General features: G+C 59.3%; 19 protein-coding genes. 9 read left to right on the forward strand and 10 right to left on the reverse strand.

All coding sequences use genetic code 11. The annotated features are described in order from the left end of the window. Positions 1–5: 5 nt before the first annotated feature. From ABFT80_RS09030 to ABFT80_RS09065, 8 genes are all read right to left on the reverse strand, one after another. Positions 6–1,637 carry an acyl-CoA synthetase gene (locus tag ABFT80_RS09030; protein WP_347971567.1) on the reverse strand — a complete coding sequence of 544 codons (1,632 nt, stop codon included), beginning with the start codon at positions 1,635–1,637 and terminating at the stop codon, positions 6–8. After that, positions 1,634–2,803 (reverse strand): acetyl-CoA acetyltransferase, encoded by a 1,170-nt coding sequence (locus ABFT80_RS09035; RefSeq protein WP_347971568.1) that lies wholly within the window; start codon positions 2,801–2,803, stop codon positions 1,634–1,636. Before ABFT80_RS09035 ends, ABFT80_RS09030 begins: the two co-directional genes overlap by 4 nt. Further along, complete coding sequence (locus ABFT80_RS09040; RefSeq protein WP_347971569.1) at positions 2,800–3,657, reverse strand: IclR family transcriptional regulator; 858 nt, start codon at positions 3,655–3,657, stop codon at positions 2,800–2,802. The genes ABFT80_RS09035 and ABFT80_RS09040 overlap by 4 nt, the downstream gene beginning before the upstream one ends. Next, positions 3,657–4,460: an SDR family NAD(P)-dependent oxidoreductase gene (locus ABFT80_RS09045; protein WP_347971824.1), complete on the reverse strand. Its 804-nt coding sequence runs from the start codon at positions 4,458–4,460 to the stop codon at positions 3,657–3,659. The genes ABFT80_RS09040 and ABFT80_RS09045 overlap by 1 nt, the downstream gene beginning before the upstream one ends. Before the next feature lie 69 nt (positions 4,461–4,529). Continuing rightward, entirely contained in the window at positions 4,530–5,540 is a 1,011-nt protein-coding gene (locus ABFT80_RS09050; protein ID WP_347971570.1) for a TRAP transporter substrate-binding protein, read from the reverse strand. Between the two features lie 46 nt (positions 5,541–5,586). Then, positions 5,587–7,455, reverse strand: a complete 1,869-nt coding sequence (locus ABFT80_RS09055) for a TRAP transporter large permease subunit (protein ID WP_347971571.1) — start codon at positions 7,453–7,455, stop codon at positions 5,587–5,589. Positions 7,456–7,788: 333 nt separating this feature from the next. Beyond that, positions 7,789–8,433: a dihydroxyacetone kinase subunit DhaL gene (gene dhaL, locus ABFT80_RS09060; protein ID WP_347971572.1), complete on the reverse strand. Its 645-nt coding sequence runs from the start codon at positions 8,431–8,433 to the stop codon at positions 7,789–7,791. A gap of 38 nt (positions 8,434–8,471) precedes the next feature. Then, the gene (locus tag ABFT80_RS09065) at positions 8,472–10,556 is read right to left on the reverse strand and encodes a bifunctional sugar-binding transcriptional regulator/dihydroxyacetone kinase subunit DhaK (protein WP_347971573.1); all 2,085 of its coding nucleotides are present in this window, start codon (positions 10,554–10,556) and stop codon (positions 8,472–8,474) included. Between the two features lie 162 nt (positions 10,557–10,718). Here ABFT80_RS09065 and ABFT80_RS09070 point away from each other — a divergent pair, with 162 nt between their 5' ends. The 7 genes from ABFT80_RS09070 to ABFT80_RS09100 all read left to right on the forward strand — a co-directional run bounded on the left by ABFT80_RS09070 (position 10,719) and on the right by ABFT80_RS09100 (position 17,475). Then, positions 10,719–12,209 carry an ABC transporter substrate-binding protein gene (locus ABFT80_RS09070; protein WP_347971574.1) on the forward strand — a complete coding sequence of 497 codons (1,491 nt, stop codon included), beginning with the start codon at positions 10,719–10,721 and terminating at the stop codon, positions 12,207–12,209. A 95-nt stretch (positions 12,210–12,304) separates the two neighbouring features. After that, complete coding sequence (locus ABFT80_RS09075) at positions 12,305–13,237, forward strand: carbohydrate ABC transporter permease (RefSeq protein WP_347971575.1); 933 nt, start codon at positions 12,305–12,307, stop codon at positions 13,235–13,237. Further along, the gene (locus ABFT80_RS09080) at positions 13,234–14,061 is read left to right on the forward strand and encodes a carbohydrate ABC transporter permease (protein ID WP_347971576.1); all 828 of its coding nucleotides are present in this window, start codon (positions 13,234–13,236) and stop codon (positions 14,059–14,061) included. Before ABFT80_RS09075 ends, ABFT80_RS09080 begins: the two co-directional genes overlap by 4 nt. A gap of 2 nt (positions 14,062–14,063) precedes the next feature. Beyond that, entirely contained in the window at positions 14,064–14,348 is a 285-nt protein-coding gene (locus ABFT80_RS09085; protein WP_347971577.1) for a hypothetical protein, read from the forward strand. An 8-nt stretch (positions 14,349–14,356) separates the two neighbouring features. Next, entirely contained in the window at positions 14,357–15,448 is a 1,092-nt protein-coding gene (locus tag ABFT80_RS09090; protein WP_347971578.1) for an ABC transporter ATP-binding protein, read from the forward strand. Continuing rightward, the gene (locus ABFT80_RS09095) at positions 15,448–16,512 is read left to right on the forward strand and encodes an ABC transporter ATP-binding protein (RefSeq protein WP_347971579.1); all 1,065 of its coding nucleotides are present in this window, start codon (positions 15,448–15,450) and stop codon (positions 16,510–16,512) included. Before ABFT80_RS09090 ends, ABFT80_RS09095 begins: the two co-directional genes overlap by 1 nt. A 24-nt stretch (positions 16,513–16,536) precedes the next feature. Continuing rightward, positions 16,537–17,475: a carbohydrate kinase family protein gene (locus ABFT80_RS09100; RefSeq protein ID WP_347971580.1), complete on the forward strand. Its 939-nt coding sequence runs from the start codon at positions 16,537–16,539 to the stop codon at positions 17,473–17,475. Positions 17,476–17,517: 42 nt separating this feature from the next. On the opposite strand, the gene ABFT80_RS09105 is transcribed toward ABFT80_RS09100, so the two are convergent. Together ABFT80_RS09105 and ABFT80_RS09110 are read right to left on the reverse strand one after the other, a co-directional pair. Further along, positions 17,518–19,386: a TRAP transporter large permease subunit gene (locus tag ABFT80_RS09105; protein ID WP_455189907.1), complete on the reverse strand. Its 1,869-nt coding sequence runs from the start codon at positions 19,384–19,386 to the stop codon at positions 17,518–17,520. A 66-nt stretch (positions 19,387–19,452) separates the two neighbouring features. Then, the gene (locus ABFT80_RS09110; protein ID WP_347971581.1) at positions 19,453–20,505 is read right to left on the reverse strand and encodes a LacI family DNA-binding transcriptional regulator; all 1,053 of its coding nucleotides are present in this window, start codon (positions 20,503–20,505) and stop codon (positions 19,453–19,455) included. Positions 20,506–20,609: 104 nt separating this feature from the next. On the opposite strand from ABFT80_RS09110, the gene ABFT80_RS09115 reads away from it, so the two are divergent. Next, entirely contained in the window at positions 20,610–21,626 is a 1,017-nt protein-coding gene (locus ABFT80_RS09115; protein WP_347971582.1) for a TRAP transporter substrate-binding protein, read from the forward strand. Between the two features lie 76 nt (positions 21,627–21,702). Then, the gene (locus ABFT80_RS09120; protein ID WP_347971583.1) at positions 21,703–22,242 is read left to right on the forward strand and encodes a VOC family protein; all 540 of its coding nucleotides are present in this window, start codon (positions 21,703–21,705) and stop codon (positions 22,240–22,242) included. Positions 22,243–22,244 lie beyond the last annotated feature (2 nt).

Raw genomic sequence — 22,244 nt, forward strand, 5'->3', positions numbered from 1 at the left:
CCAGTTCAGGCGCTGATTTTTTCGGAAGCGTCGGTGAGTTCGCCGCGCCGTTCGAGTTCCTCGCGGATCAGCTTCTTGGCGATCTTGCCGTAGGCAGATTTCGGCATCTCGTTCCAGAAGACGAATTTCTTGGGCAGCTTGTAGCGGGAGACTTTCCCGTCGAGCCATGCGCGCAACTCGTTGCCATCGGCTTTCGCGCCGGGGCGCAGCACGCAGACGGCGATGCCGATCTCGCCCCAGACAGGATCCGGCACGCCGACGATGGCGACTTCGCTGACATCCGAATGGGTCAGAAGCTTTTCCTCGATCTCACGGGGATAGACGTTCGAGCCGCCGGAAATATACATGTCGGAGGCGCGCCCGGTGATGTAGAGGAAGCCCTGTTCATCGACATGGCCAAGGTCGCCTGTGCGGAACCATCCGTTGCGGAACGATTTCGCATTGGCCTCCGGGTTTTTGTAGTAGCCGGCAAAAACTGCCGGTCCTATCGCGCAGATTTCGCCGGTTTCGCCTGTGCCGAGCTCCTCGCCATTGTCGTTTTGAATCTGCACCTGCATGCCGGTGCGCTCGAAGCCGCATGTGCCGATGCGCGCTTCCGGGCCGTCTTCGAGGCTGTGATAGACGGGCGGCAGAACGGTGATCGCGCCGGTGACTTCGCCAAGCCCGAAATACTGCACCAGCACGGCACCGAGTTTTTGCAGCGCATTCTTCTGGTCCGCACGATACATCGGCGCGCCAGCATAGATGACGTAGCGGAGCGAGGAATGGTCGTAACGATCTACCGCCGGGTCTTCGACCAGCATCTTCACGATGGTCGGAACGGTGAACAGGTTCGTCACCTTCCACTCCTCGACCAGCGACCAGAGCTTGTTTATGTCGAGCTTGTCGGACGGCATCAGTATGGTGGTTACGCCATGCGCGACCTGACAGAGCTGGTGAACGCCCGCGCCATGCGACAGCGGCGCGACGACGATGGAGCGGTCCTTCTGCGTCGTGCTTGGGAAGAGGTCGCAATGGTGATTGTTGATGACGAAGGCCATCTGGCCGTGGGTGAGAACGGCGGCCTTGGGACGGCCGGTCGTGCCCGATGTGTAGAAGTACCAGCACGGATCGTCGCGATCGACGGGTTCGGATTTGACGATTTTGCCAAGATTGCGCGCGACGATCTGGTCGTAATCTTCGCCGATTTCGGACACGCCGATCGAGATGCAATTGGCGATGGACGGATTGGCGGCCCTGGACGTATCCGCATGGCCGGGGAACGCTGCCTGGCAAATCATCAGCGTCGCGCCGCTGGAGGCGGCCAGGTATGAAACCTCGTCCGGTGTCTGGCGGAAATTGGTCGGGACCCAGACAGCGCCGACGCGGAAAGCGGCGAACATGGATTCGAACATCTGGTTGCAGTTTGACGACTGGACCAGAATGCGGTCGCCTTTCCTGACGCCGAATTCGTGGATCAGCGCATATGCCATGGCATTGACGCGGGCTTCCATCTCGCTCCAGCGCCATTGACGGTCGCCCCATACGAGCGCGGCTTCATCGGCGTTGCGGCGGGCGGCCTGCGTCAGAAAATTGGAAAGGTTCATGACGCGCGTGGAGCAGGGCGCTACACCGCCATCAGGATCGGCCTGGTTCATTTCACGCGCTCCATGATCGAAACGTAGTTGGCGACGGCAGCGCCGCCCATGTTGAAGACGCCGGCCAGATTGGGGTTTGAAAGCTGCATGTCGCCCGCTTCGCCCATGAGCTGCATGGCCGAGATGACGTGCATGGAAACGCCCGTCGCGCCGATGGGATGGCCCTTGGATTTGAGGCCACCGGACGGATTGACCGGAAGACGTCCGGTCTTCGCCGTGGTGCCGTCGCGCACGACGCGGTAGCCTTCGCCCTGCGCGGCCAGACCCATTGCCTCGTATTCGATCATTTCGGCGATGGTGAAGCAGTCATGGGTTTCGACGAATGAGAGATCGTCGAGCGTGACACCGGCGTCCGCCAGAGCGCCCTGCCATGCGCGGCGCGGGCCGTCGAAGGCGATCATATCGCGGCGGCTCAGCGCAAATACGTCGTTGACGTGCTTGCGGGCGCGAAAGCCGATGGCGCGCTGGAGGGTGGCTGCCGTTTCCTCACCGGCCAGAACGAGCGCGGCTGCGCCATCGGAAACGAGCGAGCAATCCGTGCGGCGCAACGGTGGCGCGACGAGCGGGTTTTTCTCTGAAACCGTGTTGCAAAAATCGAAGCCGAAATCCTTGCGCATATGGGCGAAAGGATTTGCCATGCCGTTCGAATGGTTCTTCGCTGCGATCATGGCGAGTTCCTCGGAACGGTCGCCATAGCGCTGGAAATAATGCTGGGCGATGCGGCCGAACACGCCTGCGAAACCGCCTTCGACTTCCGCTTCTTCCTTGCGGTAGCTGCCGCCCAGAAGAATGTCGCTGACCTGAGCGGTCGAGACGGCCGTCATCTTTTCGGCACCGACCACAAGCGCGATCTTGCCGCGACCGGACTCGATGAAATCCATTGCCGTGTAGATGGCGGCGGAGCCGGTGGAGCAGGCGTTTTCCAGTCGAACCGACGGGACGTTGGCCAGATCGGGATTGCCCATGCCGACGAGTGCTGCCTGGAATTCCTGCTTGGAAAAGCCGCCATTCATGACGCCGACGAACACGCCATCGACATCGCTTGCCTCGACGCCCGCATGGGTCAGCGCCGGGCCGCTGACTGCGGCCATCAGTGCTTCGGTATCGGGATATTCGGTCTTGCCGAACTGGGAGTGCGCCCAACCAACAATCTGTGCTTTCGTCATTTTGGAAGTCTCCTTGTATTCGATCGCGACGGGGTGGCCGTGTCGGTCGTTTTCTGGGCGAACATGTCTGCGAGCTTGGCTTCCACTTTGACGGCTTCTTCGCGTAGGATCGCTGCGAGTTCGGCCTGTCGCGGCTCCTGCATGCGGCTGTCGATGGCGGCGATGCTAAGCGCGCCTGCAAGGGTTCCATCGGCGTGTTTCACGACGATGCCCATGCCCCAGGAATTGGCGTAGATCAGGCCGGGATTGAAGGAGTAGCCGCGTGCGCGGGTTTCAGCGACTTCGCGGCGAAGCTGGTCGGGGAGGAGCCGGGGGAAGTGCTCTTTGAGGATCGGTGCATTGCGCTCCAGCACGATTTCGATCTCATCGTCGGGGAGCGAAGCCAGCATGGCAAGCGAACCGGCCCCGACGCCGAGCGGATGCTCAAAACCCGCCTGAAGTGCATGGGTGCGGATCGGATAGGTGCCCTCCTCGCGATGCAGGCAGATCGAATGCGTGTCGCGGCGAATGGAAAGAAAGCTCGAATCTTCCGTCTTGCGGGAGATGCGGATCAGGCTTTCCATCGACATCTGGAGAAGGCCGAAACGCGACGAGGCGAGCGAACCCAGCACATAGGCTTCTTCGCCGATATAGTAGCGGCGCTCGACCGGGTCCTGCTCGACAAAGCCCGCCCGTATCAGCGCCAGCAGAAGACGCCTCGTCGTCGGCTTGTTGAAGCCGCCTTCCTCGACGATTTCGTTCAGCGGCATACCGCGTGCGGCCTGACGTCCAACCAGCGACAGAAGCTTCAGCGCGCGGTCGACGCTTTGCGAACCGGTCAAGTCTTTCTCGGGAGGAGGCGCCTTGGCGACCATCAGCGCGGACCCATGACCGTGCAGCTTTGACCGCCATCGACGGGCAGGCAGACGCCGGTGATGAATTTCGCCTCGTCGGACGCCAGAAAGAGCGCGGCATAGGCGATGTCCCATGCGTCGCCCATCTTGCCGCCGGGAATGGCGGAGTTGCGTGCTGCGACCATCTCATCGACAGAGGCGTATTGCGAGGAAATCTGCTTGTAGATCAAGGGCGTGTCGATCATGCCGGGCACCACGCAATTGGCGCGAATGCCCTGTTTTGCGTACTGAACCGCAATTGCGACAGTTGCCTGATTGACCGCTGCCTTGGTCGCGTAATAGGCGAAATAGGGATAGCCGGTCCAGCGAATGCCTGCCAGCGAGGAAATGTTGACGATTGCGCCGCCGCCGGCCTCGATCATATGCGGGATGACGGCCTTCGACGTGCGGTAGACGGAGCCGAGATTGAGATCGACGGAGAGCTGGAACTGCTCTTCGCTCAGCTCCGTCGGGCCGCCCATATGGGTCACGCCGACATTGTTATGAAGGATCGAAATCGCGCCGAATTCATCGATGGATCGGGCAACGGCAGCCTCGATGGAGGCAAAGTTGGTGGCATCGGCGGCAATTGAAATTGCGCTTCCGCCTTCACTGGAAATGATTTCCGCAGTTTCATTGGCGGCATCTTCGCTAAGGTCGATGCAGACCACGGAAGCGCCTTCGCGGGCGTAAAGCACCGCAGCCGCCTTGCCATTGCCCCAGCCCGGACCTGACGATCCGGCTCCGAAGACAATCGCTGATTTTCCTTTTAGACGGTCGGGCACTTTCACCTCGAAAAATTCAGGAAGCGCCGCCGCGCCCTGGCGCGACGGCATGTGTTCAAGGAAAAGCGATCAGGTCAGGCTGGTGCCGACTGCCTTTTCGAGGATCGACCAGGCTTCCTCGCCGAACTTGTCTTTCCATTCGCTGTAGAAGCCTGCTGTCTTCAGCGTTTCGCGGAACGCGGCCTTGTCCGGATCGGTGAACGCCATGCCGGATTCGGTAAGTTCCTGACGCACGGTTTCGTTCAGCTTTTCCGTGTCTTCGCGCTGTGTGAGGGCAGATGCGTTGAGGTTCTTCGCGACGATCTCGCGGATGTCTTCCGGCAGAGTTTCCCATGCACGCTTGTTGGCCAGCATCCAGAAACCATCCCACATGTGGTTGGTCATGGCGCAATGCTTCTGCACTTCGTAGAGCTTTGCGGTAGAGGCGATTGCCAGCGGGTTTTCCTGACCATCGACCGTGCCGGTCGAGAGCGCAGTATAGACTTCGGCGAAGTTGATCGTGGTCGGGGCCGAGCCGAAAGCGCTGAACATGGACTGCCAGAGCGGGCTTGGCGGGACGCGGATCTTGAAGCCCTGCAAATCCTCTGGCGTGTTGATCGGCTTGGTCGAGCTGGTGATCTGGCGGAAGCCGTTGTCCCAGATGTTTTCCATGGGCACGAGGCCCTTCTTTTCGATCTCGGCGCGGGCATAAGCGCCAAGCTCGCCATCCATTGCCTTCCAGACGGAATCGTAATCGGGGAAGGCAAACCCGATGCCGCTGATCGCCGCGTTCGGCACGAGCGTCGAAAGGATCAATGGCGACAGCGAGAAGAATTCGGTCGCGCCGCTGCGAAGCTGCGACAGGGTTTCCGTGTCATTTCCGAGCTGGCTGCTTGGGAAGATGTTGATCTGCAGCCGGCCGCCGCTCTCTTCGAGAATCTTGCTTGCTGCTTCCTGAAGCCGGATGTTCAACGGATGTGTGGTCTGCAGATTGTTTGCAAACTTGTAGGTGAAATCGGCTGCGTGAGCTTTCGTGCGGATGGTGGCGCCGAGAGCGAGCGCTCCCGTGCCAAGCATCATGGTGCGACGTGTGATGTTCATTCTTTCAGGTCTCCTCCAGGTTTCTATTTATCGAGTGTGGGTGCGTTCAAAGGAATGCGAGCGAGAACCACGGCACGGCGGCGATCAACAGAAGGCCGACGAGCATTGCGCCGATGTAGGGCCAGATCGCGCCCATCGCTTCGTCCGGCGAAACATTGCCGATCTTGCAGGCGATGTAGAAGCCGACGCCGATGGGCGGGGCCATGAGGCCGATATTCATGGCGGTGACGACAACCATCGAATAGTGGATGTCGTTGATGCCGATGGCGCGCGCGATCGGGAACATGATCGGCGCGAGCAGTACGATTGCGGGCAAGCCTTCGAGCACGCAGCCAAGCAGCAGGAACAGCGCGATCGACACGAGCATGAAGGTGAACCAGCCGCCCGGCAGATCGGTCAGCATATCGCGCAACTGGAAGGCAAAGCCCGTCTGGGTCAGCGCCCATGCCATCGCGGCAGCGGTGCCGAGGATAAGCAGGATCGCGCCGCTCATGGCCGCCGTTTCGACCAGCATGCTGTAGAGCTTGCGCATGCCGATGCCGCCATAAAGCACCACGCCGATGATGAAGGCGTAGAGGACGGCAATTGTCGAGACTTCGGTCGCCGTTGCCGCGCCGCTGGCCACCGCACTGCGGATGATGAAGGGAAGCACGAGAGCGGGTGCCGCAATAAGCGCCGTCTTGCCGATCATTTTCAGCGACGGGCGGCGCAGGCCTTCGACGTTTTCGCGAATGGCCTTGATGCGGGCCAGAATTGCAAGGACGACGAGCAGCACCATGGCGATGGCAAAGCCGCTGGTGAACAGTGCCGCGATGGAAACGCCAGCTACCGAACCTAGCACGATCAGCACGATGCTTGGCGGAACGGTGTCGGCCATGGCCGCGCCGGTTGCGAGAAGCGCGATCATCTCCTTGGGCTTGTGGCCACGCCGCTTCATTTCGGGGAAGAGGGCAGGCGCGACGGTTGCCATGTCGGAAACCTTGGAGCCGGAAATGCCCGAGACGAGGAAGAGTGAGCCGAGCAGCACGTAGGACATGCCAGCCTTCACATGGCCCAGCATGGAGGCGAGGAAATCGACGATCGCCTTGCCCATTCCGGTCGCGTCCAGAATACAGCCGAGAAGCACGAAGACCGGCACCGACAACAGGATAAGGCTCGACATGCCTTCATCCATGCGGCTGATCATGACGACAAGCGGCATCGAGGTCGTGAAGCCCAAAAACAGCAGCGTCGCGATGCCGAAGCAGAAGGCGATAGGCACGCCGAATGCGAGGCAGACGGCCGCGCCGCCAATGAGGAAGATGATGATGTTGGCGTTGCCGAAGGATTTCAGCACAGGCGCCATGAGCCAGAGCAGCACGGCAACAGCCAGCACAATCGCGACAGCCGTCAGGAAGTCCGTCAGCTTTGCCGATTTCAAGAGCTGTACGGCGACCAGAGCGCACATCAAAAGCATGCCGACGGCGATCGCCGAGACACGGTAGCCGACAGGAATGTTCAGCGCGGACGAGGTGATGTCCATTTCGCCGATCGTGTATTCGTAAGCCGCGGGAAGCAGGGCAAGCAAGAAAGTGCCCATCAGCACGAGGCCAAAAGTCTCGACGAATTGCCGCCTGCGCTCGCTGAACATATTCAGGAACAGGGTCAGACGCAGATGTTCGTTGCGGTCGATGGCGATTGCCGTGCCGAGCATGGCAAGCCAGAGAAAGGCGATGGAGGATGCCTCGTCGATCCATGTGATCGGGCGCGAGAACAGATAGCGCGAGATGACGCCGGTCAAAAGCATGCCGATGATGGAAAGCAGCAGCACCGCCGCAACTGCCTCGACCGGCCTCATGAAGCTCGAGCCGGGCCGCGCATCAAGCGTCTCCGACGGTACCGCGAACTCCTGGACTTCGTCCGTCGCAACGTTCATCTGTATTCCTCCCTTTGGCACTTGTTATTCGCCGTGCCCGCGTGCGCTCTGCCTGTGCGGCAGCCGCATATGCTCCTCCAATCGTCGCCCACTGCGCCCTCCAGCGCAGCACTCCCCACGGCGTCGATTGCCAGTCCATAATACAGATCAAACTTTTTATATGTGCAACAAGAATTTCTATCTATCTGAAAATAAACAGATAATAGGATTTTTATAGGTCCATATTATGGATCATGCGGGGGATTGTATGAATCCGAATCGTGCGCATGCAAAGCGCCCCAGCCGAGGCCGGGGCGCTTTGATTCAGGTTGCGCGTTTGCTTTTAAGTGCGGGTCAGCGCCCGGCGAAATGGTCGGCCATCGTCCGCACGATCATTGCGGTCGATGCAGCGCCGGGGTCCATGTGGCCGAGCGACCGGTCGCCAAGACGTGCGGCACGGCCCTTGGAAGCGCGCATCGCCTTGGTTGCCTCGGCACCTTTTTCGGCAGCAATTGCTGCGGCCTCGAAGGATTTGCCAATGCCCGCATTGCGCTCGGCACTTTCCGTCATTGCCTCAGCGGCAGGCAGCCAGGCATCCACCATAGTCTTGTCGCCGCGCTCCGCTTTGCCGCGGTCCTGAATGCCTTTTGCCATCGCAACGAAAGCCTCCGCCATCGCTTTTTCATCAAGCTCCGGCTTGCCCTTCACGGCAGCGCCAGCGCGCATGAATGCGGTTGCGTAGAGCGGGCCGGACGATGCGCCGACTGCATTCAGGAAGGATTTTGCGGCCGTGTTGAAGACGGCTGAAGGCTCGCTGGTTTGCAGGTCGAGCTTGGAAAGCGCGTCTTTTACGGCGGTGAAGCCGATGCCCATTGTGACGCCGTGGTCGGCATCGCCGATCACCCCGTCGAGTTCCGAAAGATGGTCCTTGTTCGCGTCGATCGTGTCTGCGATCGCCATGAACATGGCGAGTATGTCCTGTGTGGTGATGGTGCTCATGATGCGGTCCTGAATTGTCAAACGGTCGCGTTTATCCGTCAGCCTGCGCGGAACATTGCGCAGTCGCACGGGTGGTCGAGCAGTTCAGTCAGTTCATCGTCGAGATGGATCAGGGTGATGGACATGCCGGCCATTTCGAGCGAGGAGCAATAGGTGCCGACCCATGTCGCGTGAACTTCGACGCCCTTGCGGTCGAGCCGTTCGCGCACGCGCCTGTTGATGACATAGAGCTCCATCAGCGGCGTGGAGCCGAGCGAATTGACCAGCACGGCAACTTTCGAGCCTTTCTCGACATGCATTTCCGCGAAAATGCGTTCGAGAATGTCGTCGGTCACTTCGTCGGCGGTCCTCAGCGGCTCGCGGGCGACGCCCGGTTCGCCGTGAATGCCCATGCCGATTTCCATCTCGTCCGGGCCGATTTCGAAGTTGTGCCGCCGCGTCTGCGGCAGGGAGCAGGGAGAAAGCGCGACGCCGACGGTGAAGGTGCGTTCGTTGGCCTTGCGGGCAACACGCTCGCATTCGTCGATCGACCACATCTTGTCTGCCGCTGCACCCGCCATCTTGAAGATGAAGAAGTTACCGGCAACACCGCGCCGCTTTTCTTTCTGGTCGACTGGAGCCGAGGCCACGTCATCCGTGGAAAGCACGGTGCGGACTTCAATGTCCTCCATTGCTGCCATTTCAGCGGCCATGTCGAAGTTCATCACGTCGCCGGCATAATTGCCATACATGTAGAGCACGCCCGCGCCGCCATCGACGGCCTTGGTGCATTCCAGGATGGGGTCCGGCGGAGGCGAGGCGAATACGTTTCCGATAGCGCAGGCGTCGGCGATCCCCTTGCCGACGAAGCCGACGAAGGACGGTTCGTGGCCCGATCCGCCGCCGATGACGAGGCCGACCTTGCCCTTGCGCGGGCCATTGACCGCGATGACCGATCGCGGGCTTTCTTCCAATTGGCGCACATGTTTGGGATGCGCCTTGATGATCCCGTCGAGCATCTCCTCGATGATGTTCTTCGGGTCGTTTATGAGTTTCTTGGTTTTCATCGGTACTCCTCCCTGTACTTGCGCGCGCCGTGTTCCTCCCAGAGCGCCAATCGATTCAGGCACGCCTTCCGCGCGTAAAATGTCATGTCCCGTCGCCGCATCGGTTATCAGGATATTGGCATAGCGACCGCGCAGTGTCGCCAGTATGGCGGGCACCTTTTCGGCGCCTCCGGCAACCGCGATGCGCGTCTTGATGTGCGAAATCTCGTCGAGATCGAGGCCGATCGTGCGGCTGTCGAGATCGCCTCGAACCGGCACACCCTGAGCATCGATGAAGCGACCGGCAACCACTGCGGTCGCGCGCTGGAACATGGGATGCGAGCAGTCCTCGATAGGAACGATGCCGCTCAGATGCACGGTGCTTCCGGGCCTTGTCGAGCAGATGCCGAAGACGATCTTGTCGGCCTTGCGGGCGAGTTCAAACTGACCGCGCAAGACGGGCTCGTCCATCAGAAGATCGCGGATTGCAGGGCTGGAAACCACGGCGGGCGCAGTGATGTTCACCGAGCGCGCGGACAGGGCCATCGCAAGGCGCGAGACGCAGAGTTCCGGCGTGTAATCGACGGACGCCGTGCTGCCGCCAGTGACTTGTATAACCGACGCGTCAGCGAGTTTTCGAGAGGCAACGCCGCGCGCCAGCGCGATCATGGTCTGTCCCCAGGATATGCCGATCGTATCGCCGGGTCTTAGCAGCCGATCCAGAACACGTGCGCCGGTTTCACCCAGACGTTCGGCCAAGGGTCTGCCCGTATCGCCGCTTGGAATGACGATGCAATCGCTGAGGTGAAACCGCTCCTTGAGAGCCTGCGCGACCATGAATTCGCTGAGGCGCGAGGTCTCCATGGTCAGCGAAACGATGCCGCGCGAACGCGCTTCGGAGAGGTATCCGTTCACCGTCGCCCGCGAGATGCCCATGGTCTTGGCGATCTCGTTTTGCGTCATTCCGTCCTGCGCGTAGAGCCATCCGGCCCACAGCAAAGGGTCGTCGCGAAAGCGCAGCGGAACGGGTTTCGATTTCGTCGATGCACTGCCCGGCGAGCGATTTTTCGGAGCGGTTGAGGTGTCCAATATAGCCATCTTGACATTTGTCTTACAGCATTTGAATATTGTCGCCAATAGCCATTGCGCGACCCTTGGAGGAGGGCCCGGAGAGGATGGAGGCACGCGCCACCAGCCGGGGAAACGAGCGCTGCGGCTTAGGCGTTTTTGTTAAAATTTGCCGCAATGGGAGGAATACGCATGTCAAATTTCGATCGATCAGGCGCGGGCTCGCGCTTTGTTATGCCGCGTCGCACTCTGCTCAAGGGCGGGTCGGCGCTGGGACTTTCATCACTCATCAGCGCACCATTCATCAACCGCCTGAGCGCGCAGGAAAGCCACCCGCTCGCGGGGCAGTCCATCGATATGAACATTCTCGGTATTGCCGGCTGGGTGCCGTCTTCGCTGGGCGTGCAAATGTCGCCGCTCTTCGCCGACTATGTGAAAGAGAAGTATGGCTACGGCGTCAGCTTCAATTTCCAGGAAGCGCCTTTCGCCGATCTGTTCCAGAAGGCGGCGACCTCGCTTGCCACGCGCAGCCAGGAATTCAACATCATCATTTCCGACAGCCAGTGGCTCGGCGCTCTGGCCAAGCCGGGCTGGATTCTGAAGCTCAACGACATCATCGCGCAGAACAAGAACCTTCAGCTCGAATGGTACTCGCAGACGGTCGTCGACACCTACATGACCTATCCTGACGGCACGAAGGAAATCTGGGGCCTGCCGCAGGAAGGCGACGTCGAGGCGCTTTATATCCGGAAGGATTGGCTCGAAGATCCGAAGGAAGTCGAGGCATTTCAGGCGAAATACGGCAAGCCGCTGCCCAAGACCTTCGAGGATTTCGAAGAGCTCACGATGGACGAATTCGAAAAGATCGCCGAATTCTTCACGCGTCCCGACGAGCAGGTTTGGGGCTTTGCCCAGCAGTATAGCCGCGTCTACGATTTCGCGACCTGCGCCTTCAACAACTTCCTGTGGAGCCGTGGCGGCGAAACTTGGGACCCCAAGGACGGTCGTATCGAAGGCGTGCTCAACACGCCGGAAAATGCCAAGTCGCTTGAAGAATTCAAGCGCTGGATCAAATATTGCCCGCCGGGCGCGACCAATGTCGGCATTGCCGAAGGCATCGACGTGTTCACGCAGGGCAAGGTCTTCTCGACGATCCAGTGGGCCGCAGTCGGCTCCGCGATGATCACCAAGGAACTGGAAGGCAAGGTTCTCGTCGTTCCGCCGCCGAAACATGGCACGGGCGAAAGCGCCAAGCGCATTTACTCGATGGGCGGTCAGCCTTGGGTGATCAACGCCTTCAACGACGAAAAGAAGATGCGCGTCGCCATCGACTTCATGAACTGGTGGTATCTGCCTGAAACGGCTGTCGAATTCGCCAAGCGCGGTGGCAATCCTTGCGACAAGGTCACGCTTTCGCGGGACGATTTCAACGATATCAATCCCTGGAACCGTACCTACAAGTTCATGCTCGAAGACGGACGTTCACGCGACTTTTGGCATGACCCGAAATATTCGGAAATGCTGTCGGTACAGCAGGAAGGCTATTCTTCCTTCGTGACAGGGCAGTCGACGGATGCCCAGGCGGTGATGGATTATATCGCCTGCCAGCAGCAGCAAATCCTGAGCGACTCCGGCACATCGACGATCGCACCGTCGGACATGTGTGCCACCACCTCTCTTTGAGGTGAAGCGACAAACCGGATGCGGCGGCATACCTGCCGCATCCAGTCTTATCAGCAGTGGGGAGCAAGCCTCCCGGTTCAGATCGAGGCAAGGGCATGTCCTTTATAGCCCGGAAGCGTGGGTTCTCACGGCTTCTAGATAATCGCAGCACGCTGATCCTCACACTTCTTGCGCCTGTGATGATTTTCTTCGTGGTGTTCAACACCATTCCGACTTTGTGGCTGCTCGGCCTGTCTTTCTACAATTTCTCGCTGACCAGCGGGATGCCGCCGGAATTCATCGGCTTCCGCAATTTCTGGGCAATTCTCGCCAGCAAGAATTCGATCTGGTTCGATCTTTCGCGCACCTTCACTTTCGTCATTTGCGGGGTGACATTCCAGACGATCGTCGGCGCCATTCTCGGCTTCCTGTTCTGGGGCTCAAAAGATATGCCCGGAAGGAGGCTTGCGCTGACATTACTCTTTGCGCCGATGGTTCTGACGCCGGTCGCTTCAGGCACCTTCTTCCGCTTCATTTTCGATCCGACTTTCGGTGTCCTGAATTACATCTGGCGCACGCTGTTCGGCGGCGGGCCGATCGATTTTCTGGGCGATCCCAATCTGGCTTTCTGGTCGGTTCTGGCGGTCGATTGCTGGATGTGGACGCCGTTCATGACCCTGATGACGCTGGCCGCACTTGGCTCCGTCCCGAAAGCCGAGCTTGAGGCCGCCGAAATCGACCGCGTGCCGTTCTACCGGCGGCTATCGCTGGTGATCTGGCACCATGGCAAATTCATCATCATGCTTGGAATTCTGTTGCGGACGATCGACAGTTTCAAGACGCTGGATCTGATCATCCCAATGACCAAGGGCGGGCCGGGGCAGAATACGCGAACCGTCGCGCTCGAACTCAACAAGCAGGCGTTCGAAAGCTTCAACATGGGCTGGTCGTCGGCCTACGCCGTCCTGCTTCTGCTGATTTCGATCGCCATGACCAGCGTTTTCATATTCGTGTTGAATTTGCGCAGACGCCGGGAGGGTGAAGGATGAGCCGTCTGGTTTCAGCACTCTATTACGGGCTTCTCTGGCTCGTCTCGCTGATCTTCTTCGCGCCGATCGCCTGGATCGTCATGTCGTCCTTCAAGACGCGCGATCAAATCCTGGCCGTGCCGCCGAAGATCATTTTCACGCCGACGCTCGACAATTACCGGGCGCTGTTCGGGCGAAACGAAATCTTCCTGCAAATCACCAACTCGATCCTGCTGTCGCTCGGCGCGGTGATCATCGCGGTGGTCGTGTCCTTCCTCGCGGCATTCTGCTTCTCGCGGTTCAAGCCGAAGGGAACGGATTTCCTGATGTTCCTGCTGCTTTCCATCCGCATGCTGCCGGGGCCTGCCGTCATCCTGCCGGTATTCCTGATGTATGTCGCATTCGGCTGGAAAGACTCGCATCTCTGGTTGATGCTGTTCTACGCGATGTTCTCGATCCCGTTCTCCGTGTGGATCCTGAAAGGCTTTCTCGACGGCGTGTCCACGCGCTTCGATGAGACGGGCATCGTCAATGGCGGTTCGTGGCCGCATATCATCTTCAAGGTGGTGATGCCGCAGGTGAGGCCCGGCCTGATTGCCGCTTTCATCTTCAATTTGATTTTCGTCTGGAACGAATATCTCTTCAATTTCATCATCGGCGGCGTGAAAACGCAGAACATTCCCTATGCATTGTCGGTCGGCACCTATGCGGATGGCGGGGTGAACTGGACGTTCATTTCCTCGATGACATCGATCTACATTATCGTTCCGATCGTCTTCATCTATCTCTTCCAGAAATATCTGCTCGTCGGAATGACCTTCGGCACGGTTCGGGGCGAGGTGTGACCATGAAGCATGTTCGCACTTTTCCCGAACGTCTCGAAACCATCCTTATTGCGGGCATGCTGATAGGTATCGCGCTGATCGCGCAGCGCTACAACCTGATGCTCTACAAGATCGGGCTGTCGGTGCTGGTCGTTTCCACGCTTCTGCAGATAGCCGTCGGCAACCTGCGCAAGGATGCGTCTGCTCCGGCCAGTATCTTCTTTATCGTCAAGGTGCTGCTCGTCATTGCGGCCGTCTTCACCGCGGGAATCCTGCTGGTTCCCACGTTCTCGCAACTCGGCCGATAGCAGAAATCATGACACTTGAATTCCGCAACATCACCAAGCGATACAAGGGCAAGACGGCGCTCGACGAACTTTCGCTGACCGTCGAACGGGAAAGTTTCACAGTTCTATGCGGCCCGCCGCAATCCGGGAAATCCACTCTGTTCCGCATTTTCGTCGGGCTGGAAAAGGCGGATTCCGGCGAGATGCTTCTTTCCGGTCGCGACATAAGCAAGGATACGCCTGCGGATCGGCCCATCGGTTATATCCCGCAAAATTTCGCCCTCTATCCACATCAAACGGTCGCGCAGAACATTGCCTACCCACTGACGCTGGCGGGCTTCCCGAAGGATGAGATCGCCAAGCGCGTGGATCGCACGGCAGGCATTCTTTCGATCACTCATCTTATGAAGAAAACGCCGGACCAATTGTCGGGCGGCGAGAAGCAGCGTGTCGCGGTCGCGCGCGGCCTTTTGAAGGATGCCGAAATCTTCGTGCTGGACGATCCGCTGGTCGGTCTCGACTACAAGCTGCGCGAGCGGCTTATGGACGAGTTGAAGTCGCTTAGGCAGGAGCTGAAGGCGACGTTTCTTTACGCGACGTCGGACTCACTCGAAGCGCTGACGATGGCGCAGCGTCTTGCGGTGATCGATGCGGGCCGGATCGTGCAGGTCGACAGCGTCGATACGGTTTATCACAATCCGTCGCATGCGCGGTCCCTCGATCTTGTCGGTTTCCCGCATGCGAACCTCATCGCTGGCCGCGTTGCGGGCGGTTTCGTTCAGGCTGGACCGTGGCGTCTTCCAGTCCAGGGGCTGGCTGACGGAAGCGAAGTCATTGTCGGTTTGCGACCGGAGCATATTCGCCTGCTGGAACCGGGTGATGCGAGCGCGGCATCGAACGAGGTGAAAATCCCGGCACGCGTGTCTCTCGTCGAAAATCAGGGCGGAGAGATCGTCGTCAATCTTGACGCCGATGGGCAACCCCTGACGCTGGCATTGCTTGCCATGGGCGCCTGGATACCGGAACTCGACAGTTCGGTGACGATTGCGGTCGATCCGAAAAACGCCCTGTTCTTCGATGGGAAATCGCGTGAGCGGCTGATGACCGGAGGGCATGCCTGATGGCCGATATTTTCATCGAAAAAGTCACCAAGCGTTTCGGCGATTTCACGGCGGTCGACAATATCGATATGACGTTTGCCGATGGCGAGGTTGCCTGTCTGCTCGGGCCTTCCGGCTGCGGGAAGACAACGCTGATGCGCATTCTCGCCGGGCTGGAACGGCCGACGAGCGGGCGCGTCATATTCGGCGGCAAGGACGTGACCAAGCTGCCGCCGCGCAAGCGCAATGTCGGCATGGTGTTTCAATATCCGGTTATGTATCCGACGCTTTCGGTGCTCGAAAATCTGGAACTGCCGATGCGTTACGACCGCAACGTCAGCGAGGCGGAGCGGCGGCGGCGCGTGGACGAAGTGCTGGACGTTCTCGATATTCGCCCGCTGGCTGGCGCGTTCATCGAAAGCCTCGATGCCGGAAGCCGCCAGAAAGTGGCGGTTGGGCGCGCGGTCGCGCGGCAGTCCGAGATCGTGCTGTTCGACGAGCCGACGACCAATGTCGAGGTCAATGCGAAGCTGCAGCTCATCCGCGCCTTCAAGCAGGTCACGCATCGCCTCAAGCAGACCATTGTCTATGTCACGCACGACCAGACGGAGGCGATGACGCTTGCCGACCGCATCGCGCTGATGAAGGACGGGCGTATCCTGCAATATGACCGGCCCGACATTCTCTATCGCGAGCCGACCAGCGAATTTGGTGGCTGGTTTCTCGGCAATCCGGGCATGAATTTTATTCCGGCAAGCGTCGAAGAAGATGGAATCCACTCGGCGATCCTGACGCGCCCGCTGGAAGCACCGGGGCGATTGCCTGCCGGAGAAACACGCATCGGCATCCGCCCGGAACTGGTGCGGATGAGAGCGGAGCCTTCCGACGACAGCGTGGCGGCAATTCTTGTCGATCAGGCGATTGGCGTTGCAGGCCGATACCTCACAAAAGCACGGATTGGCGATGTGGCGATCAAGATCAACACGCAAGGCAGACCGCCGGTCGAGCTGGGCGGCACCGTCCATCTTTCGGTTCCGCGCGAGCGGCTCGCGGTATTTGTCGATGGCGTTCGGGTAGCCGCCTGAGCATCACATCATCAGGAGAAATGCATGCGTTACGACGTTTCCGTTGTCGGTCTTTACATCCTCGACATTCTAGGGCGTCCGGTGACGCGCATTCCCGATCGCGGCAATGTCGAGTTCATCGATGAGATCAAGCTGACAGTCGCGGGCACGGCGGGCGGCGTTGTCGTAAACACGGCCAAGCTCGGACTGAAAAGCCTTGCGGTCGGCGCTGTCGGCAATGACGAGAAAGCCGACTTCGTCATCAATGCGATGAACAAGCTCGATATCGACACGTCAGCGATGAAGCGACTGGACGGCGTGCCGACTTCCGCGACCATTCTGAACATTCGCCCCAATGGCGAGCGCCCGGCATTGCATATGCGCGGCGCGTCGGACCATTTCGATGTGCCGGATGCGCTTTACGATCAGGTGTTCGACACGCCCATCGTCCATCTCGGCGGAACGGGCCTGCTCAAGCGTCTCGATGGCGAACGCAGCGTCGTGCTTCTGAAAGAAGCGAAAAGGCGCGGTTGCACGGTCACATTCGACCTGATCGCAGCGACCGCAGAAACCGCATCTATCGTGCTGCCGCTTCTGCCGCATATAGATTATTTCATGCCGTCGATCGAGGAAGCGCGCGATATGTCGGGCCGCTCGACGCCTGCCGACTGCGCATCCTTCTATCTCGACAAGGGCGCGCAGACCTGCGTGTTCACGCTGGGCGGCGAGGGCGCTTATTACGCATCTTCAGACGGCACACGTCTTCACATTCCGGCCTATGAAATCGAAGTGGTCGATACGACCGGCTGCGGCGATGCTTTCGATGCAGGCTTCATCTGTGCGCTGAACCACGGGATGGACCCGGAAGAGCGCCTCCGCTTCGCGCAAGCCGTCGCTGCCATGGTTGCAAGCGGCTTGGGTTCGGATGCAGGCGTTGAATCCTTCGAACAGGTTCATCGAAAGATGAAGGAATGGATCGGCTGACAGGAAGGCTCCCGAAACCGGGAGCCTTCTTTATTTCGATTATCAGAGATATGCGATGGAAAATGCGGGTACGGCTGCGATAAGCAGCAGGCCGACGAACAGTGCGGCGATGTAAGGCCATATCGCGCCCATCGCTTCATCCGGCGAGACGTTGCCGATCTTGCACGCAATGTAAAAGCCGACGCCGATTGGTGGCGCCATCAGGCCGATATTCATCGCTGTCACGACGACCATCGAATAATGGATGTCGTGGATTCCCAGCGTTTTCGCGATGGGAAACATGATCGGCGCCATGAGCACGAGTGCGGGAAGGCCTTCGAGCACGCAGCCGAGGATCAGAAACACCGCAATTGTCACCAGCATGTAGGTGAACCATCCGCCTGGAAGATCAGTGATCAGGTTTGCCATGTGGAAGGCGAAACCTGTCTGCGTCAGCGTCCAGGCCATTGCCGATGCTGTGCCCAGAATGATCAGGATGGCACCTGAGAGTGCGGCGGTTTCGACCAGCATCGAATACATTTTCGCAGGCTTTATACCACCATAGAGCACCATGCCGATGATCATCGCGTAGAGCACGGCAATGGTCGAAACTTCCGTTGCCGTCGCGATGCCGCCGCCGACGACCGCGCGGATCAGGAACGGGAGAACGAGTGCCGGAGCGGCGATGAGCGCGACCTTGCCGACAGTCTTCATCGGTGCGCGGCGGATGCCGTCCATCGCTTCATGCCGCGCCTTCCAGCGGGCAAGTATCGCAAGCGCGAGCAGAAGCACCATGGCGATGATGAAGCCGGAGGTAAACAGGCCCGCGATGGACACACCCGCGACAGAGCCAAGCACGATGAGCACGATCGACGGCGGAACGGTATCGGCCATGGCCGCACCGGTCGCCAGAAGCGCGATCATTTCCTTCGGCTTATGTCCGCGCCGCTTCATCTCCGGGAAAAGCGCCGGTGCTACAGTCGCCATATCCGATACTTTCGAACCCGATATGCCGGAGACGAGGAAGAGCGAACCGAGCAGAACATAGGACATGCCGGCCTTCACATGGCCGAGCAGCGAGGCAAGGAATTCGACGATTGCCTTGCCCATGCCGGTCGCATCCAGAATGCAGCCGAGAAGCACGAAGATCGGCACCGAAAGCAGGATCATCGATGACATGCCTTCATCCATGCGCCCGATGAGAACCATCGTCGGCATGCTGGTTGTGAAGGTCAGGAATGCGAGTGCACCAATGCCGAAGCAGAACGCAATCGGCACACCGATAACCAGACAGAATGCGACGAAACCAACGAGAAAGATCAGGATATTCGCGTAGCCGAGAGAGGTCAGGGAGGGTGAAAGCATCCATAACAGCGTCGTGACTGCGCCGATAAAGGCAACGCCTGCTGCAAACTCCGCCAGAGTGGCCGAACGGAAAGCGTCGCGCAGGACAAGCAGCAGCATCAGTCCGATGCCGACCGGCAAGGCTGCGACGCGCCAGCTCATCGGGATGTTGAGTGCTGCCGAGGTGATGTAGGCTTCTTCGACCACGTAATGGCTTGCCGGAACGAACATTGCGAGCAGGAACGTCGCGACGAGCAGCAGGCCAAGCGTGTTGGCAAAACGCGTCAGACGCTCAGGCATCAGCCCGACGAAAATCGTGAGGCGCAGATGCTCGGCCCGGTCGATGGCGATCACGCTTCCGAGCATCGCAAGCCAGAGGAAGCAGATGGAAGCTGCTTCATCCACCCAGACGATAGGCATGGAAAACACGTATCGGGACGTGACGCCTGCCAGTAAAAGGCAGACGATAACAAGCAGCAAAGCCGCCGCTATGAATTCGACCGGCCGCAGCAGCGCAGAGCCAGCCCGCAGGCCGGGCGCCGGCAAATCCTCCAAATTGATTTGCATCGTGTCAGTTGCTGATGTCATTTTTTCCTCCCGATCCCCCATCCAAGGACCTACTCCCAAACTTCAGAATTCTGATTTTCTGCCCGGCTAGGGCAGGTTCTCCCGGAACGCCACTTCGATCCTCATCGGCGCTATGTTCGTGTCGACCGGGCGACCGGCCCGAAAATCGGCGAACATGGCCGCGCAACGCCTGATCGTGTCGTCGGCGCTTTGCGTGATGACTGCGTCCATCGTCCCGTCCATCAGATATTCGCGCGTATCGGCCGTCAGGCCGTGGCCGACGAAAACGACGTCCTGTTCGCGGCGTGCGTCTTTCAGCGCCTTGCCGACGCCGGATGCGCCGCCGCCGATATTGTAAATGCCGTGCAGATCCGGGTGCTGCGCCAGGAAGGCGCGCATCTGACGGTAATTTACCGCCTCGTCATCGTGGCCTTCGCGCAGGCCCACGACCTCGATGTCCGGGTAAAGCTCCTGCAAAATATCGAGAAAGCCGATCTCGCGCTCGCCATGGGTACGATAGCTGAGGCTGCCTGCGATCATCGCGACCTTGGCCGGACGTTTTGGAATGAACCGGGCCAGCAAGTACCCTGCCATCCGCCCGGCAGCACGATTGTCCAAGCCGAAATAGGCGGTGCGTCCCGAATTCGCGACATCGGAAATAAGTGTCGCGACCGGCACGCCCTTTTCCACAAGACGCGCCACCGCTTCGCGCACAAGCGGGTGCTCCAGCGCCATGAAAGCTATGCCATCCGCCGTCTTACCGTGGCGCTGAAGCGCCTTGGCCAGAAGCTCGGGGTTGAAGGAGCGGATGTATTCGACGGTCGGGCGCAGGCGAAGGCGCTCGAACTGCGGCGTCATCGACACGATCATGCGGCCGAGCATGGTGATGTAGCGGTTGTTGCCTTCCGGGAGAATGAAAACGATCTGCCCCTTGGGCGCGACGTCGATGGCACGCTCGTCGGCCTCATCGACATAGCCGAGTTCGGCAGCGGCCTTGAGGACGCGCTTCGTTGTCAGCGTGCGAACGCCCGCCCGCCCGTTCAGAACGCGATCGACTGTCGCCGTCGATACATCGGCCAGCCTGGCGACATCGACGATCGTTATGCGCTTTCGAAGGGCGTCGTCAGTGGAGCTTTCCATAAGAATCCATCAAAAAACATCAAAAACTAGATTTGACTACATCATTACTATGATCGATTTTGCTTTTCGAAAAGAGGAAATCGCATTCGGGAGGAATTTTTGAAATGAGCTTGGATCGACGCAAATTTCTGAAGGGCGCGGCAATCGTTCCCTTCGCAGCCACTACATTCTCGATTCCGCGTTTTGCGCATGCAGCGGAAATCACACTGCGCTACGGCAACAATCTGCCATTGAGCCATCCGCTGAACATCCGCGCCAAGGAAGCGGCGGATCGCATCAAGGAAGAGAGCAATGGCCGTGTTGAAATGCTTATCTTCCCCGCCAACCAGCTTGGCGGCGACACGGATATGCTCTCGCAGGTCCGCAATGGCGCGATCACTTTCTTCACGCCTTCGGCCCTCGTCGTCGCAACGCTTGTGCCGGTCGCGGCAATCAATGCGGTAGGCTTCGCGTTCAAGGATTACGACCAGGTCTGGGCTGCAATGGATGGCGGCGTCGGCGCCCATGTCCGCAAGGCGCTGGAAGGTTCTCGCCTGCATGCGCTGGAAACCATGTGGGACAATGGCTTCCGCCAGACCACGACCAGCGGCAATCCGATCGAAAATGCGGCAGGCATGGCGGGCCTGAAAATCCGTGTGCCGGTCAGCCCGATCAGCATTTCGATGTTCTCGGCACTGGGGGCTGCACCTGCAAGCCTTCAGTTCAGCGAAGTCTACACCGCGCTCCAGACCAAGGTCGTCGATGCGCAGGAGAACCCGCTTCCCATCATTCAGGTGGCGAAACTCTTCGAGGTTCAGGAATCCTGCGCGCTGACCAACCACATCTGGGACGGCTACTGGTTCGTTGCCAATGGCAGCCAGTGGTCAGGCTTCCCGGACGATGTGAAGGAAATCGTTTCCCGCGCGATCAACGAGGCAGGCCTGCAGCAGCGCGAAGACATCAAGGCGCTCAATGCCTCGGTTCAGGCCGACCTTTCTGCCAATGGGCTAACCTTCAACAGCCCGGATACGGAAAGCTTCCGTGAGAAATTGCGTGAAGCCGGCTTCTACAAGGACTGGAAGCAGAAATTCGGCGAGGAAGCGTGGGAAACGCTGGAAAGCGCCGTCGGCACGCTGGCCTGATCACAATCACATTCAAAAAGTTCAAAGGGCGCGGGACGTTTCCGCGCCCGAATTTCCAGGGAGTTCAGAACGCATCATGAGCCGGTTTTTCGGTGAAATCAGACAGGCCGGTTACGTCGTGGACGATATCGAGGCTGCAATGGATTATTGGTCGCGCGAGCTCGGCGTCGGCCCGTTCTTTTACAAGGAGCGCGTTCCGATCGAGAATTACACCTATCGCGGTGAAAAGCACAAGCCTCACAATTCGGTGGCGCTGGCCAATTCCGGGCCATTGCAGGTCGAGTTGATCCAGACACGCAACGATGCGCCGTCGATGTATCGCGATTTCAAGCTCGCCGGGCATCGCGGTTTGCAGCATGTTGCCTATTGGACGGAAGATTACGATGCCGATCTTGAGCGTTTGACGAAGGAAGGCTTTGTTTCGGTGATGAGCGGCGAGGTCGGGCAGAACGGCCGGTTTGTTTATTTCGATACGGAATTCCACCCCGGAACCGTCATCGAACTTTCAGAAGTCGCAGGCCCAAAGGGACGCATGTTCGATCTGATCCGCAAAGCTTCCGAGGGATGGGACGGCAGCGATCCCGTCCGACCTTTCCCGGATTTGACGAAGATCTGAGC

Source organism: Foliimonas ilicis (assembly GCF_039939195.1).
GTDB classification, from domain to species: Bacteria; Pseudomonadota; Alphaproteobacteria; order Rhizobiales; family Rhizobiaceae; genus Foliimonas; species Foliimonas ilicis.

Bases quoted from the DNA above. Each gene is read 5' to 3' on its own strand.
- ABFT80_RS09030 (WP_347971567.1), bottom strand. From the start codon at position 1,637: ATGAACCAGGCCGATCCTGATGGCGGTGTAGCGCCCTGCTCCACGCGC.
- ABFT80_RS09035 (WP_347971568.1), bottom strand. From the start codon at position 2,803: ATGACGAAAGCACAGATTGTTGGTTGGGCGCACTCCCAGTTCGGCAAG.
- ABFT80_RS09040 (WP_347971569.1), bottom strand. From the start codon at position 3,657: ATGGTCGCCAAGGCGCCTCCTCCCGAGAAAGACTTGACCGGTTCGCAA.
- ABFT80_RS09050 (WP_347971570.1), bottom strand. From the start codon at position 5,540: ATGAACATCACACGTCGCACCATGATGCTTGGCACGGGAGCGCTCGCT.
- ABFT80_RS09055 (WP_347971571.1), bottom strand. From the start codon at position 7,455: ATGAACGTTGCGACGGACGAAGTCCAGGAGTTCGCGGTACCGTCGGAG.
- dhaL (WP_347971572.1), bottom strand. From the start codon at position 8,433: ATGAGCACCATCACCACACAGGACATACTCGCCATGTTCATGGCGATC.
- ABFT80_RS09065 (WP_347971573.1), bottom strand. From the start codon at position 10,556: ATGGCTATATTGGACACCTCAACCGCTCCGAAAAATCGCTCGCCGGGC.
- ABFT80_RS09070 (WP_347971574.1), top strand. From the start codon at position 10,719: ATGTCAAATTTCGATCGATCAGGCGCGGGCTCGCGCTTTGTTATGCCG.
- ABFT80_RS09075 (WP_347971575.1), top strand. From the start codon at position 12,305: ATGTCCTTTATAGCCCGGAAGCGTGGGTTCTCACGGCTTCTAGATAAT.
- ABFT80_RS09080 (WP_347971576.1), top strand. From the start codon at position 13,234: ATGAGCCGTCTGGTTTCAGCACTCTATTACGGGCTTCTCTGGCTCGTC.
- ABFT80_RS09085 (WP_347971577.1), top strand. From the start codon at position 14,064: ATGAAGCATGTTCGCACTTTTCCCGAACGTCTCGAAACCATCCTTATT.
- ABFT80_RS09090 (WP_347971578.1), top strand. From the start codon at position 14,357: ATGACACTTGAATTCCGCAACATCACCAAGCGATACAAGGGCAAGACG.
- ABFT80_RS09095 (WP_347971579.1), top strand. From the start codon at position 15,448: ATGGCCGATATTTTCATCGAAAAAGTCACCAAGCGTTTCGGCGATTTC.
- ABFT80_RS09100 (WP_347971580.1), top strand. From the start codon at position 16,537: ATGCGTTACGACGTTTCCGTTGTCGGTCTTTACATCCTCGACATTCTA.
- ABFT80_RS09105 (WP_455189907.1), bottom strand. From the start codon at position 19,386: ATGACATCAGCAACTGACACGATGCAAATCAATTTGGAGGATTTGCCG.
- ABFT80_RS09110 (WP_347971581.1), bottom strand. From the start codon at position 20,505: ATGGAAAGCTCCACTGACGACGCCCTTCGAAAGCGCATAACGATCGTC.
- ABFT80_RS09115 (WP_347971582.1), top strand. From the start codon at position 20,610: ATGAGCTTGGATCGACGCAAATTTCTGAAGGGCGCGGCAATCGTTCCC.
- ABFT80_RS09120 (WP_347971583.1), top strand. From the start codon at position 21,703: ATGAGCCGGTTTTTCGGTGAAATCAGACAGGCCGGTTACGTCGTGGAC.